The sequence below is a fragment of the Paraburkholderia nodosa DSM 21604 genome (assembly GCF_000519185.1).
Taxonomy (GTDB): Bacteria; Pseudomonadota; Gammaproteobacteria; order Burkholderiales; family Burkholderiaceae; genus Paraburkholderia; species Paraburkholderia nodosa.
Genome location: NZ_JAFA01000035.1, coordinates 36,355 through 49,522, shown reverse-complemented (window position 1 = coordinate 49,522; position 13,168 = coordinate 36,355). Strand labels below are relative to the sequence as shown.

The 13,168-nt window shown below is 61.1% G+C and carries 13 protein-coding genes and 2 tRNA genes; 6 read left to right on the top strand and 9 right to left on the bottom strand.

Annotated elements, in window-relative coordinates; all coding sequences use genetic code 11:
- Nucleotides 1-103: 103 nt before the first annotated feature.
- Complete coding sequence (locus tag A3CW_RS48565) at nucleotides 104-2,494, bottom strand: hybrid sensor histidine kinase/response regulator (protein WP_051481916.1); 2,391 nt, start codon at nucleotides 2,492-2,494, stop codon at nucleotides 104-106.
- A gap of 305 nt (nucleotides 2,495-2,799) precedes the next feature.
- Here A3CW_RS48565 and A3CW_RS0134625 point away from each other — a divergent pair, with 305 nt between their 5' ends.
- Nucleotides 2,800-4,095 carry an Nramp family divalent metal transporter gene (locus tag A3CW_RS0134625; RefSeq protein WP_028207632.1) on the top strand — a complete coding sequence of 432 codons (1,296 nt, stop codon included), beginning with the start codon at nucleotides 2,800-2,802 and terminating at the stop codon, nucleotides 4,093-4,095.
- A gap of 53 nt (nucleotides 4,096-4,148) precedes the next feature.
- Here A3CW_RS0134625 and A3CW_RS0134620 read toward each other — a convergent pair whose 3' ends face one another.
- The gene (locus A3CW_RS0134620) at nucleotides 4,149-4,586 is read right to left on the bottom strand and encodes an ester cyclase (protein ID WP_028207631.1); all 438 of its coding nucleotides are present in this window, start codon (nucleotides 4,584-4,586) and stop codon (nucleotides 4,149-4,151) included.
- Between the two features lie 96 nt (nucleotides 4,587-4,682).
- On the opposite strand from A3CW_RS0134620, the gene A3CW_RS0134615 reads away from it, so the two are divergent.
- On the top strand, nucleotides 4,683-5,594 hold the full coding sequence (locus A3CW_RS0134615; RefSeq protein ID WP_028207630.1) for a LysR family transcriptional regulator: 912 nt from the start codon (nucleotides 4,683-4,685) through the stop codon (nucleotides 5,592-5,594).
- 113 nt (nucleotides 5,595-5,707) lie between these two features.
- Here the strand turns inward: A3CW_RS0134615 and A3CW_RS0134610 are convergent, their stop codons facing one another.
- From A3CW_RS0134610 to A3CW_RS0134595, 4 genes are all read right to left on the bottom strand, one after another.
- Entirely contained in the window at nucleotides 5,708-6,034 is a 327-nt protein-coding gene (locus tag A3CW_RS0134610; RefSeq protein ID WP_035514860.1) for a DUF4148 domain-containing protein, read from the bottom strand.
- Between the two features lie 124 nt (nucleotides 6,035-6,158).
- Complete coding sequence (locus A3CW_RS48560; protein WP_035514832.1) at nucleotides 6,159-6,842, bottom strand: amino acid ABC transporter permease; 684 nt, start codon at nucleotides 6,840-6,842, stop codon at nucleotides 6,159-6,161.
- Nucleotides 6,839-7,570 (bottom strand): amino acid ABC transporter permease, encoded by a 732-nt coding sequence (locus A3CW_RS0134600; RefSeq protein WP_028207628.1) that lies wholly within the window; start codon nucleotides 7,568-7,570, stop codon nucleotides 6,839-6,841. The genes A3CW_RS48560 and A3CW_RS0134600 overlap by 4 nt, the downstream gene beginning before the upstream one ends.
- A 16-nt stretch (nucleotides 7,571-7,586) precedes the next feature.
- Entirely contained in the window at nucleotides 7,587-8,420 is an 834-nt protein-coding gene (locus A3CW_RS0134595; protein WP_035514829.1) for an ABC transporter substrate-binding protein, read from the bottom strand.
- Between the two features lie 542 nt (nucleotides 8,421-8,962).
- Between A3CW_RS0134595 and A3CW_RS0134590 the strand changes: the two genes are divergently transcribed.
- Together A3CW_RS0134590 and A3CW_RS48555 are read left to right on the top strand one after the other, a co-directional pair.
- Complete coding sequence (locus tag A3CW_RS0134590) at nucleotides 8,963-9,382, top strand: hypothetical protein (RefSeq protein ID WP_154678118.1); 420 nt, start codon at nucleotides 8,963-8,965, stop codon at nucleotides 9,380-9,382.
- 374 nt (nucleotides 9,383-9,756) lie between these two features.
- On the top strand, nucleotides 9,757-10,968 hold the full coding sequence (locus A3CW_RS48555) for a GNAT family N-acetyltransferase (protein ID WP_051481915.1): 1,212 nt from the start codon (nucleotides 9,757-9,759) through the stop codon (nucleotides 10,966-10,968).
- A 16-nt stretch (nucleotides 10,969-10,984) separates the two neighbouring features.
- Here the strand turns inward: A3CW_RS48555 and A3CW_RS48550 are convergent, their stop codons facing one another.
- Entirely contained in the window at nucleotides 10,985-11,677 is a 693-nt protein-coding gene (locus A3CW_RS48550; RefSeq protein ID WP_051481914.1) for a pyridoxamine 5'-phosphate oxidase family protein, read from the bottom strand.
- A 244-nt stretch (nucleotides 11,678-11,921) separates the two neighbouring features.
- Between A3CW_RS48550 and A3CW_RS0134575 the strand changes: the two genes are divergently transcribed.
- Nucleotides 11,922-11,997: transfer RNA gene (locus tag A3CW_RS0134575), tRNA-Asn, on the top strand.
- 5 nt (nucleotides 11,998-12,002) lie between these two features.
- Nucleotides 12,003-12,078 (top strand) — tRNA-Gly (locus A3CW_RS0134570).
- Between the two features lie 179 nt (nucleotides 12,079-12,257).
- Here the strand turns inward: A3CW_RS0134570 and A3CW_RS0134565 are convergent.
- Entirely contained in the window at nucleotides 12,258-12,440 is a 183-nt protein-coding gene (locus A3CW_RS0134565; protein WP_028207625.1) for an ATP-binding protein, read from the bottom strand.
- A 230-nt stretch (nucleotides 12,441-12,670) separates the two neighbouring features.
- Nucleotides 12,671-12,805 carry a hypothetical protein gene (locus A3CW_RS54345; protein WP_281175162.1) on the bottom strand — a complete coding sequence of 45 codons (135 nt, stop codon included), beginning with the start codon at nucleotides 12,803-12,805 and terminating at the stop codon, nucleotides 12,671-12,673.
- Nucleotides 12,806-13,168 lie beyond the last annotated feature (363 nt).

The following is a 13,168-nucleotide window of genomic DNA, read 5'->3' as shown; positions in this document are numbered from 1 at the left end:
TCCTGGGTGTGAGGTCCGGCACGATCGTCAATTCGCGCGACGTGGCTTCCACCAGTTGTTGAACAACCATCGCTACGCGGTTTTCAGCGGGACAACTATCGGCTTATTCGTCTTCACTCCGCTTAGCCTGTCCGTGCATCGCTGCGATAAGCGAATGAAACTGTTCTGCAGTGAACGGCTTGCGAAGAGAGGCGAAGTCGAATCCGAGCGCGTCGGGAGACGGGGCTTCACCGCCGGACGCGAACACGATCCTGATACCCGGATGACGCTCAACCGCAGCCCGGGCGAGTTCAACGCCCGACTGTCCGGGAAGCACGATATCCGTGAGAAGCACATCCGCTTTTCCCGCCATCAATACTTGCATTGCCTGTTCCGCGCTGCCGGCCTGTTGCACGTCATAGCCCAGGCTGGACAGCAATTCGCTCACTGCCTCCCGCGAGGCGTCGTCGTCGTCCACGATAAGAATCGAGACGTCTGCTGGCGCATGGGCAGGCGCGTGCACCGTCCGGTCCATCGACTGCGCGACCGACGGGTTGCCTGTGTCCTGATTGCGGGCCGGGCCAAGCAGCCGGCGGATCCTGGAGGCAAGCTGCTCGCGGCTGTAGGGCTTGCTTAGCAGGTGCACGCCCGGGTCAAGGCGGCCGCCATGCACGATCGCGTTCTGCGTGTATCCCGAGGTAAAAAGAACCTTCAAATGCGGCAGCGCGCGCGTCGCGCGTTTCGCGAGTTCGACGCTTCGCATTCTGCCGGGCATCACAACATCCGTGAACATAAGGTCGACATGCGCGCCGCTTTGTACGATCACAAGCGCGCTTTGTGCATTGTCAGCCTTCAGTACCGTATAGCCCAATTGCCTGAGCGTCTCGACCACCGTTGTCTGGACGCGCCGGTCGTCCTCGACGACAAGAATGGTTTCGGAACCCCCGGTAGGCGCAACGCTTTCCACGGGTTCAAAATCGGCAGCGCACTCCAGAGAGCGGGGCAGATAGATCTTGACGGCGGTCCCGTGCCCGGGCTCACTGTAGATCCTGATATGGCCTCCGCTCTGCTTGATGAAGCCATACGCCATGCTCAGCCCCAGGCCGGTGCCTTGCCCCTCCGGCTTGGTTGTAAAGAAAGGCTCGAACGCTCGCTCAAGTACGTCCGAGGACATGCCCGTTCCGGTGTCGGTGATCGCGAGCAGCACGTATTGCCCCTCGCGAACGTCCGCTGCGAGTGCACGGTAGTGATCGTCGAGCATTGCGTTCGACAGCTCGAGCGTCAGTTTTCCGCCTTCCGGCATGGCGTCGCGCGAGTTGATCGCAAGGTTCAATACAACGTTCTCAAGGTGGTTCGGATCGACCAGCGTATTCCACAGACCGCCGGCGATGACGGTTTCCACATCGACGACTTCGCCCAAGGCCCGCCTGAGCAGGTCGTCCATGCTGCGCAACATGACGGCCAGGTTCACGACGATTGGCTGCAACGCCTGCCGGCGCCCGAACGCGAGCAGCTGCGACGCCAGATTCGCCCCATGCTCGACCGCGTCAATTGCCTTGTTAAGACGCTCTCTCGTCCACACATCGCGGCCATGCCGGCCTTCGAGCAGTTCCAGGTTACCGCGTAACACCTGTAGCACATTGTTGAAGTCGTGCGCGACGCCGCCGGTCAACTTTCCGAGGGCCTCCATCTTCTGCGACTGGAGCAGCGCCGCGCGCGCCTTTTCAAGTTCTTCCTGAGCGGTCTTGCGTTCCGTGACATCCCGCGTAATCTTGGCAAAGCCGATCAGCTTTCCTTCCTCATCGCGTATCGCGTCAATGACGACGTTGGCCCAGAACCGGCTGCCGTCTTTCCTGACCCGCCATCCCTCAGTCTCGAAGCGCCCCTCTGTCGCGGCGGTGCCGAGGCTGCGCTCTGGCAGCCCCTCTGCCGCGTCTTCGGCCGTATAGAACCGCCTGAAATGCGAGCCGATTATTTCGCTCGCCTCATATCCCTTGATGCGTTCCGCTCCAAGATTCCAGTTCGTCACATATCCTTCCGGTGACAACATGAATATCGAGTAGTCGGCCACGCCTTGCACCAGCAGCCTGAATCGCCGCTCGCTTTCCGTCACAGCTTCATGAGCGCGGCGTTTGTCGGTCATGTCACGCACGATCTTGCCGTAGCCGATGAATGTACCGCCAACCGTGCGGAGCGCCGTGATCAGGACACTGGCCCAGAAACGCGTGCCGTCCTTACGCACCCGCCAGCCTTCGGTTTCGTATTGCCCGTGCTCCCGCGCGGCCTGAAGACCGGCTTCCGGGACGCCGTTGCGCCGGTCCTCCTCCGTGTAGAAGGTGGAGAATTGCCGGCCGATGATTTCGGCTGGGTCGTAGCCGGTGATACGCCTGGCGCCAGGATTCCAGCTGGCAACCTCCCCTCGCTCGGTGAGCCTGAAGATTGCGTATTCCGAAACGCTCATGACCAGGGACCGCAGCCATAAAGAATCGATATCGTGGTACTGGTCGCCTTCCATCAGCCCCCCTCGTCGATGTTGACGTCCGATAAAATTCAAGGCTGCGCCCTTGCAGTGCATAGGCAGGCGGCCATTGCGCATTCCGTCGTTACCATGCGAATCGAACCGGCGCCGTGACGCGATGTTCCCCGGCCGCGAGTCCGCCGTCTACCAGATTATGCAGCACGGGCAATCCGCATCCACCTTTTGTCCGTCACGGTGACATCTGGATCCACAGCTGGATCGCCCCCTGATCAGGCCGTCATGCGGCACGAGACTTGCGAGTTCATCGCGACGCTGCATCCGAGCGCTCCAGGAAGATCTCCGTGGCCGACAACGAAAAACTTGAACCCGAAAGCGCCGTCACTGATCGGACGGAACGCTCGTGGCTGTCGCGGCTAGGGCCCGGGCTCGTGACGGGCGGCGCGGATGACGATCCGAGCGGAATTGGCACCTACTCCCAGGCCGGCGCGAAATTCGGCTTCGCACTGCTATGGACGCTTCTGCTGACCTATCCGCTGATGGTCGCGATCCAGATGATCAGTGCACGAATTGGACGTGTGACTGGCAAAGGACTTGCCTCCAACATGCGAGCTTTTGGTCCCCGCTGGCTTGTGATCGTTCTGGTGCTGCTTCTCGCGGTCGCCAACACGATCAACATTGCCGCGGACCTGGCGGCCATGGGCGCAGCCATCGGTTTGCTGGTGCGTGGCCCTGAGCAACTTTACGTGGTCGCGCTGGGCGCGTTTTCCGCAATCCTCCAGATCTGCGTTCCCTACGAAAGTTACGCACGCTTCCTGAAGTGGCTGACCATCGTGCTCTTTGCGTACGTTGCAGTGGCGTTCGTTGTTCCGGTCGACTGGGCGCAGGTCGCTCTTTCCGTGGTCCGCCCGCGTGCGCCACTGTCTGGCGACTATCTCACCACCGTCGTCGCCGTCCTCGGAACCACGATCAGCCCTTACCTGTTCTTTTGGCAAGCTTCACAGGAAGTCGAGGAACTGCGATCGAAGCCAGGCGAACATCCGTTACGCTGGGTCTCGTCATTCCGTGCATACCGGCAGCTCGACAGGATCACCGCCGATACCTGGATCGGCATGGGCGTCTCGAATGGCGTGGGATTTTTCATCATGTTGACCGCAGCCGCAACGCTGCACGCGCACAATATCAGCATCCAGACTTCGGCGGATGCGGCGAAGGCGCTTGCTCCCATTGCCGGGCATTTCACAGCGTTAGTGTTTGCCGCGGGCATCCTGGGTACCGGGCTGCTCGCGCTGCCCGTGCTGGCCGGTTCGGCGGCCTATGGTGCGGCGGGCGCGTTTCGGTGGCGCAATAGCCTGTCTTTACACCTCACGCTGGCGCGCGAGTTCTATTCCGTTATCGTCGTGGCCATCCTGGGCGGCGTCGCGATTACGTTCTGCCACCTCGACCCGGTGAAAGCGCTTTACTGGAGCGCTGTCGTCAATGGGCTTGCCGCCGTGCCCGTCATGATCGTCGTCATGTTGATGGGAACCAGTCGCCGCGTGATGGGAAAGTTCGCCATATCAGGGATCCTGAAATTCGGCGGCTGGACTGCAACTGCCGTTATGGCCGTAGCAGCCATCGGCATGTTCATTCCCGCATAGCTGTGCGACTGTTTTTTGCCTTGCACCTGTCAGCTCTGCGCACCTGCATTGGTTCAGGGTTGCGCCGGAAATTGGCCGAGCTGAAGGAAAAGGCCAAACCAGTCCTCCATGTGCCACGTGGTGGTCACGCGCTGACCGTCCAGCGCGTGAAACTCATGCAGACGGAAGCTGACCTGTTTGCCGGTGGGCGCAATGCCGAACAGCTCGCCGTGATGCGTGCCGCTGATTTCGGCACGCACCGCGATCTGGCCGGGCACCTGGATCAGGTCATGGATGACGATGCGGACATCCGGGAAGGCCTGACTCAGGCTACGGATAATCGGCTTGATGCCTTCGGGTCCGGGACCTTGCCCCGGTGCCAGAGGAATGTCGCTCCAGTCGGGGGCCAACACAGTGTCGACGAGACCAGGGTCCTTTTCGCTGAACGCGCGGTACAGCGTTTCCACGGCCAGGCGCTCAGTGCGGAGACGGTCGGAATTGAGTGCATTCATAGGTTTGCTCGCGGGTAGTGGTTAGCGATGGCGAGAGTGTGCGAGCCCCTGCTAAATCCGTCCAACAAATACACGATATAAACTATTATTCGCCATATGGATTTTCATGGCATTGATTTGAACCTGCTGGCGGCCTTCGACGCCCTGATGAGCGAGTGCAACGTGACGCGTGCCGCCACACAGGTCGGCGTGAGCCAGCCGGCCATGAGCGCGGCGCTGTCGCGGCTGCGCAGGCTGTTCGGCGATCCGCTGTTCCTGCGCAGCTCTGACGGCCTGTTGCCCACGCCACGCGCGCGGGAGCTGGCCGGGCCCATCTCGCGGGCGCTACGCGAGATTGAAGCCACGTTGGTAAAGAAGCCCGAATTCGTGCCCGGCAACGCGGCGCTGACGTTCAACCTGGGCCTGTCCGATTACCCGGCGCACGTGTTTTTGCCAGCGTTGCTGCAGGCGGTCGGGCAACAGGCACCCGGTATCTCGATCAATGTGCGCGCCTTCACCGACCGCGACCATGCCGTCGACTTGCTCGATGCCGGCGTGGTCGACGCGGCCATCGGCGTCATGCCCACGCATCCGGAAGGTCGGATATTGACGCGCCCGATTCTGCGCGACGAGTTCGTCACGATCATCGCCAGCGATCATCCCGCGGCACGCCGCGGGATGAACATGAAGACGTATCTCGCGCTGCCCCATGTGCTTGTGTCGCCCGAAGGTGATCGGCATGGCCTGGTGGATCAGGCGCTGGCGCAACAGGGGAAGCAGCGCACCCTCGCGCTGACCCTGCCGCAGATGTTCGCGGTGCCGGCCGTCGTCGCGCGCACGGCCATGGCCGCCACGGTCATGAGGCGGGTTGCGCTCAATTCGCCGGCAGGCAGACAACTGGCATTGTTTCCACCGCCTGTCGCACTGCCAGAGATCGTCTTCCATTTGATCTGGCATCGCCGAAGCGATGCCAATCCTGCGCAGCAGTGGCTGAGGACTCTCATTGAATCCATCGCGTCATCGTTGTGATCAGAGCGCTAGCCACGCCGATGCGATCTGGCCCGTTGGCTGTCAGCCGAAAGTCTGCCCAGGGTGGATCAGGGTCATCGAGCCAACGCGGCCGTCCTCAGCAATCCGGTGAGTCATTGGCCGCTGTAGATCGGTCGCAGACCCGGAATATCCGCCTGGGGTGCGGCCGGCGCAGCTTGCCCGGATGAGGAACTCCCACTGGCCACCCCGCCATAGCCGCTCGACGCCGCGGCCGAACCCGCCACCCGCGCTTCGGCCTGCTGGATCTGCTGCGGATAAGTCGTCTGATCGCCGTCTCCGGGCCGATATCCCGCCTTTTCGAGCTGGACGAGCTGATTGCGAACCTGCGCACGGGTGAGTGCGCCGTTAGATTGAGCCAATGCGATTGCAGGCACGGCGAGCGCCACTGCGATTGACAGGGCCGAAGCCACAACTTTCACTTTCATGATTCACCTCGATGTCTATGAAGGGCTGCAGACGGTCGTTTGCAGCAGCTGAACGCATCGTAGACAGGTGAGCACTCGAGATAAAGAACCGCACGGGAACAACATTTGTGCGCATCGGTTAAAAGCGTGGCTCACGGCGCGCGAGCAGCGCATTGGCGCCCCATTGCAACGCACCGCACAGCAGCAGATAAACGAGCCCGACGAACAGAAAGATTTGCGCCGGGTACACCAGCAGACGGTTATTGAGCTGATTGGCGAGGAACGTGAATTCCGGCACGCCGACGATATAGGCGAGCGACGTATCCTTGATCAACGCCACCCATTGATTGACGAACGACGGCATCATCACCCGCACGGCTTGCGGCAGGATGACTTCACGTAATGCCTGCCAGCGCGTCAAGCCAAGCGAAAGCGCTGCCTGCCGCTGCCCTGCGGCGATCGACGTGATGCCCGCATAGACCGAATGCGACAGATACGCGCCGCCGATCAGCGCCAGTGCACACACGACCGTTGCAAGACCAGGAACGTCGACGTGCAGCAGGATCGGCATCAGGAAGAAGGTCCAGAAAATCAGCATCAGCACGGGTATCGCGCGAAAGAACGCGACCGCCGCGGTCAGCGCGAGACGGACGACTCCGCGCGTCATTGCGAGCGCAACGCCAAGCGCGAATCCGATCAGCGCCGCGAGCAGCGCCGACACCACCGAAAGCGCGATCGTCAGCGCAACGCCTCCCAGCGGTCCCGCCGGAAACGCGCCGATCAGCAAATAACGCAAAGCCGGTAACCACGCGAACCCGTTCACGCTCGGCCTCGCTGCAAACCGTGCTGGCCGGCGCGTTGCCAGAGCACGAGCGCGACCTCGATGACCGCGATGGCCAGCACATAGAATACGGTCGCGGTGCCGAATGCCTGGAAGGTCCTGAAGCTTTCGGTATCGACCTGCCGCGACATGTACGATAGTTCGCCGACGCCTATCGCCATCGTCAGCGACGAGTTTTTGATCACGTTCATGTATTGGCCAGCGAGTGGCGGCGTCGCGATGCGCAACGCCTGCGGCAGGATCACATAGCGCAGGGTCGCGTAGCGGCGCATGCCAAGCGCGGCGGCCGCCTGCCACTGTGCGTGGTTCACGCCGCGCATGCCGGCCAGAAACTCTTCGCCGATGAACGCCGTGGTGTAGCACGTCAATCCGACCCAGCCGGCGAACAGTTCGAAACTCGGCCAGCGCAGCGTGAGCGGTCCAAACGTCGCCAGGTGCGGCGTGTTAAGCCAGGTCATCCAGCCGGACGGCAACACGGCCGCGACGCCGAAGTACCAGAACAGCAATTGAACGAGCAGCGGAGAATTGCGGAAGACGAACACGTAGAGCGCCGCAGCGCGCGCAATCGCGCCAGTGCGTGCCGTGCGCGCAACTGCCAGCAGAAAGCCCAGCGGCGTCGCACACGACGCCGCCCAGGCAGAGAGCATCAGCGTGACGAAGAAACCTTGTTCGAGCCACGCGAGATACTTCGGTTCAAGCCAGTTATGCATGAATCGGGCGCCGCGCTCAACTGTTCTTTTGCGGGTCGCCGATCTTGAACAGACGGGGCAGCGGCGCCGCACTCTTCGGGCCGAACCACTTGTCGTAAATCTGCGCGGCTTCGCCGTCGCTTTCCAGGTGCGTCAGCGTGCTGTTCACCGCATCGAGCAGCCGCGTCTCGCCTTTGGGCACGCCAACGCCTTCGTAGTCGTTCGAGATCGTGAACGGGGAAATCTCGTAGCCCGCCTTGTCCGGCGCGCGTGCAAGCAGCGCGACGAGCTTCGGGCCGTCCTGCGTGATGGCCTGCACGTTGCCCGTACGCAGCGCAGCGAAAGCGAAAGGCGTGTCATCGTAAGCGACGATGGTTGCGCCCGGGAATTTCGCACGCACCTGCTGTTCGTTGGTCGTCCCTTTATCCGCGCCGATACGCAGACCATTGAGCTGTTCCGAAGACTTCAACACACCCTTCTTCGCAATGAACTGGGTGCCGGACGCGAAGTACGGTGTGCTGAAATCCACTTCCTTCCTGCGATCGTCGGTCATCGTAAAGTTGGCGAATACCAGATCGACCTTGCCCGACTTCAGAAAGGCGATGCGATTGGCGGGATTGGTGGGCTGAACTTCGAGTTTCACACCCAGGCTTTTGGCGACGGCGCGCGCATAGTCCACGTCGAGCCCAACGATCTGATTGTCGTTCGGATCGACGAAACCGAACGGCGGATTGCTGTCGAACGCAGCAACGCGCAACACGCCCGCCCGTTTAATGTCGTCCAGACGATCCGCATGCGCGGACGTCGATGCCACGACCAGAAGTGCCGTCAACAGTGCGCCTGGCACTGCGCCCCAGATGCTGCTTTTCATTATCGGTTTTCCTTCTCTTCTCGTTGCCGTTGCGCTGACACCGAACTACGCGCTGGCGAAGTACGCAGCCTATCTGCATGACGGGTGCGAACGAACCAACAATTTTTCAGATCGAAAGCGCTGCTGGCGATATGGACCAACGGCATGCTGTAACCGTGGATTACGCCGCGTTATAAGCGCCGGGATACAGCGTTACAGTGACCCACTCCCGCTCCCCACGAGCCGCAAGTAATGTTGACGCATGCTTCTTTGCATGCAGCCTCGCGCTGCAACTCTTGCCGGGAAAATCGCATCGAGCCGGTAATGTCGACTATCGTCGATGCCATCGACGTGCATTTCTTTCGCGCGAGAAATTGAATGCGAACAGGTTCGTAAGTTCTTACAACTTCAAGGGGTTATCACCCTTGACCTGGGCACATGGGCTGCTTAGGATCAACGTGGGACTTTGCTTTGAGCTTATTCATCGATGAGTCGATGAGTCAGTTTCAGACGTCAGCATGGCTCGCTGCGAAGCCCGGTTTGTCTGCATTAGGGGGACTTTTATGTCTTACCGCCGCTGGACGTCTCCTGCCGAGACCGCAGAATGGATCATCCTCGTCGGCGCAGCTTTCGCAGTGCTGGGCGGGTGGATACCCTGGATGGGCCACGCGCCTTATTACTTCGTTGCCGGCGTTGCACTGATCGGCGCCGGCATCCTCATGCTATGGAACCGCTCAGCGGGACTGTGGTGGTATTTCGGCATGTTCGCCGCCGCCCTCGGCTGGTCGATCTTCAAGGTTGGGCTGGATGGCTGGAGTCTGCTGCCGCGACTCTTCGTGCTCGCCCTGATCGGCATCGCGATAAGCCTGGTCATTATCACCAGCAGTTCGGCAGTCGGCCGGCCACTACGCGTGGCGGCGATCATCACGGCAGTGTTCTACTTCGTCGCAATCGCCAGCATGCTCTGGTCCGCCGTCGCCTGATCAGCACCGCACGCGTCCACTCGCAAACCAGGTTTGCGGGCTCGGCAATAGCCGTATTCGTCGTCGGTCGAATCTCCACATAGTTGATCATTCAACCGACTAATCGAGCGGCAACTCATGCCGAAGGCAAAACGCATCCATACGATGGTGCGGTGCGTTTTACCGCAAGTCCGCATTCCTCCTACCACGCTTGCACCACGCATTAGTCGTCCGCCGCCAATTTCAAGCAATCGGAATACTTTCGCGCGCTGCGCGAGTTATTTCGATGGATCATAGGGATACGCCTCCGATGTTCATACGTATCTTATTCGGAGTCCATATCGATAAGGAAAATGTGAGATTGACGCTCCGCCGAATCGGACTACCGGGACAACATGATGCGAAACTCACCGACCGAGACTGCTTTCCTTCCCGACGTCGCCACCCGCGCGAACACGGGTAGTATTCGCCATGAGATCCGCGTATGCAGCACCCACGCGGACTTCCTGAAACTGCGCCCTTCCTGGGAAGCCGTCTGCACTGCGTGCCCAGCCACGCTCGAATTCACCTACTGCGAACTTGCGGCGGCCAAGGCATTCGCCCGTGGCGCGGTAGTCAGTGTCGCGCTTGTCTACGACGGCGCCGCGCTCGTCGCGCTCTGGCCGCTGTGCATTGCGCGCGAAGGCGCATGCCGGGTCGCGCGCGCGCTCGGCTGCGGAAGCAACGAGGAATATGGCGGCCCGCTCGTATCCGATCGAGGCGACAGGCGCTTCTATGATGCCGCCGTCGATGCATTGCGCAGCGTCGACGCCGACGTGCTGGAGATCCGGTTTGTCGAATGCAGTGGCCCGCTTCACGAGGCGCTCTCGCGTGCGCCCCTGTCGTGGGTCTTGCGCGCGCTTCCGGAGCGCTGGCGCCTGCTGTCCGGGTACGCCATGGAGCTGTCCCGGTTCCCCACCTTCGACGCCTTCATCGCCACGAGGCCCGACTCGCTGCGGCGCCCATTGCGACGCCTCGCAAGGCGGCTTTCGGAGGACGGCGCGGTTGAATACGGCTGGTGCAAGGACGTCGACGACGCCCGAGCGGTGCTCACGTGGCTCTTTGCGACGAAGCGCCACTGGGTGCTCTCTCGTGGCCTCGACGCGCCTTATCTGATGAATGACGAAGTACGCGACTTCTTCATCGAACTCGCCGGGCGGACCGATCTCGTTACGACTCCACTGGTCTCGTTCGTCAAACTGGACGGCGCTCCCATTGCGGCATCCGTGAACCTGACCGGGCCGCGCAGACTGGAGTATTTCATCACGACGTATGACGAGGCCTATGCCGCTCGCTCCGTCGGCAACCTGCTGGTCGACAGCATGGCGCGATGGGCGCTCGCGAACGGCCGTGATTTCGACTTCCGCCCATACTTCTCGAGCTACAAGGAGCGTTGGTCAAATCATAAAAGCTGGTACGAGTCGCATTTCGTCATACTCACCTGGCGCGGCAGGCTCGTTGAGTTTCCCCTTGCCGCGGAGCAGCTTCGGCGCGTATTGCGCAGAGCGCGCGAGTTCGCCATCGACCCGCTGCGCGCGAAGCTGCGTGCCCTCACGTCGGCGCGGTGAACGCGGCAATCCGTGGTCAGCCGTCGTGCCGGTTTGACCAGGCCTTCACGTAAGCCGGGGCCTCGCGCTCCGGCGCGACAGTGTCGACCACGGGCGGCAACGGTGCGAGCGTCAAAGGCAACACGCCTGCCCAGACGGGCCGATCCATGTCCTCCTCGTCGTCCTTCGGGCCGCCCGTGCGGATCTTCGTCACCGATTCCGCGAGCGCAATGCGCATGACCGTGGTCGCCGCCAGCTCCTTGCGATTGCCCGCACGCACTTCATGCCTGCGGCCCGGCGCGATGTGCTCCATGAAGGCATCGAGCACGGCCGCCTTGTGCTCCTCTGTCACCACCTCGAACACGCCGTAGATCACGGCGGAACGATAGTTCATCGAATGATTGAACGCCGAGCGCGCGAGCACGAGGCCATCAAGATGTGTAACGGTCACGCAAACCTGGGCGCCATCGGCCGCGAGGCGCAGCATGCGGCTGCCGTTCGAACCGTGAATGTAGAGATGATCGCCCTCGCGCCAGCATGCGGTGGGAATGCAATGCACGCCGTGCTCGTCGGCGAAGGCGACGTGGCAGACATAGGCTTCGTCAAGAATCGCGTGCAGCGTCTGTGCGTCGTAGTGCGCGCGCTGCGCGACCCGGCGCACGCGCGTGCGTTGCGAAGGTGCCGCGCTGGTGTCGGCGGCGGGTTCGTTGACGGCATCGGCGAGGGACATCGTTTTGCTTCCTTTACGTTCGGGTTGAGATGCCGCCTACGATAGACAAGGCGTGGCCCCATGGGTAGATCCAGACTTGCCTTGCGCGCTGGAGCCACGTAATGACAGGAAGCCAATTAACCGTATGTAATACACCGTAAACCGTTAAATTCTCAACTAAATCATCCCCAATACGCCTCATCGAGATTCATCAGGAAAAAGCTGCAAGACCAAAAAATCTCCTGTACAATCCGGCCTCCTTGATTCCCCGATAGCTCAGTCGGTAGAGCGCCGGACTGTTAATCCGTAGGTCCCTGGTTCGAGCCCAGGTCGGGGAGCCAGACATGCGGGAGTAGCTCAGTTGGTAGAGCGCAACCTTGCCAAGGTTGAGGTCGCGAGTTCGAGACTCGTCTCCCGCTCCAGCATCCAGGCAGACCATCCGCCTGCGATCAGCACAGCGTCTAATCGCGCCTACCCCTGCCTTGCGGCAGCGAAAACCGCAAGCACGCCCCTTCCCCTCCAGCGAAGCCGCTTCGATCTGTCCGCCGTGCGCCTCGACAATCGACTTGCAGATCGACAGCCCCATCCCCATGCCCGCTTCTTAAGTGGTTGCGAGCGAGTCGAACAGATGGTGCACGACCTTCGCGGCAATACCTGGGCCCGTGTCGGTGACCGACGCCCACAGCGCCGCGTGCGCATCACCGTCCATGCCGTCCAGCACCGAATGATGGGCGGCGAGAATGATGGCCGAGCCACTTTCGCCCTGCAACAAGGTTGCGCGCACAAGCGGTGCAGTCGACCAGTCGAACGGCGTGTTCAGTTCCCCCGCGGCCTCGGCTTACCACGCTGCCCGCGCATTTTCGACCACGCGCAGCGCAATCCGTGCGTCGGGATCACGATAAAAGACAGGAGCCGCCTCACCATCGGCGACGATACGCGTGGCGAGCAAGGGATGCCGCTGCTGGAGCGCAAGCAAGCCGCTTGCCAGGCGCTGGGCTCGAACACGCAGTCGATTTACGCGACCAGTGCGAAATGAATCGCGCGATTGCGGTCGAGCAGCCAGAACAGACGCTCCATACCGCCGAGTGCCCGCACCAGAGCGGTCGCCTGCTTCAGGTTGTTTTCGCTATCCGTTTGCTGATTTCGCATCTGAATTCCGTGTTCTTCAGAAGAGAGGGAAACGTTGAACGCAATCGCTTTCTCACCCAGAACACCTGTAGAGCGCCGCGCATTCCACAGTGCATTCGAAATTCAGCCCGACGATTAGTGTCGCAATTTGTCTGGCGTCCGGCATTGATACAAAGATTTTCAATAGTCATTGGCCAGACATATGACAGATACCTTCTCTGGTTTCAATTCGCTTTGCTTCCTGCCTGCCTTGCGCCCGGCTCGTCTTGAAGATAAAGACACTGGCAATCACTGGCAATATTTGGTGCGTACGGAATTTTGTTCGCCCGCCGGGTGTTCTGCTCAAGGCGACGGTTTCGCCGCTTTACCCTATCGTCGAAAAAT

Coding starts and splice junctions, on each gene's coding strand:
- A3CW_RS48550 (WP_051481914.1), bottom strand. CDS start 11,677: ATGTCCCTCGCCGATGCCGTCAACGAACCCGCCGCCGACACCAGCGCG.
- A3CW_RS48555 (WP_051481915.1), top strand. CDS start 9,757: ATGATGCGAAACTCACCGACCGAGACTGCTTTCCTTCCCGACGTCGCC.
- A3CW_RS0134615 (WP_028207630.1), top strand. CDS start 4,683: ATGGATTTTCATGGCATTGATTTGAACCTGCTGGCGGCCTTCGACGCC.
- A3CW_RS0134620 (WP_028207631.1), bottom strand. CDS start 4,586: ATGAATGCACTCAATTCCGACCGTCTCCGCACTGAGCGCCTGGCCGTG.
- A3CW_RS0134590 (WP_154678118.1), top strand. CDS start 8,963: ATGTCTTACCGCCGCTGGACGTCTCCTGCCGAGACCGCAGAATGGATC.
- A3CW_RS54345 (WP_281175162.1), bottom strand. CDS start 12,805: ATGCGAAATCAGCAAACGGATAGCGAAAACAACCTGAAGCAGGCGACC.
- A3CW_RS48565 (WP_051481916.1), bottom strand. CDS start 2,494: ATGGAAGGCGACCAGTACCACGATATCGATTCTTTATGGCTGCGGTCC.
- A3CW_RS0134600 (WP_028207628.1), bottom strand. CDS start 7,570: ATGCATAACTGGCTTGAACCGAAGTATCTCGCGTGGCTCGAACAAGGT.
- A3CW_RS0134595 (WP_035514829.1), bottom strand. CDS start 8,420: ATGAAAAGCAGCATCTGGGGCGCAGTGCCAGGCGCACTGTTGACGGCA.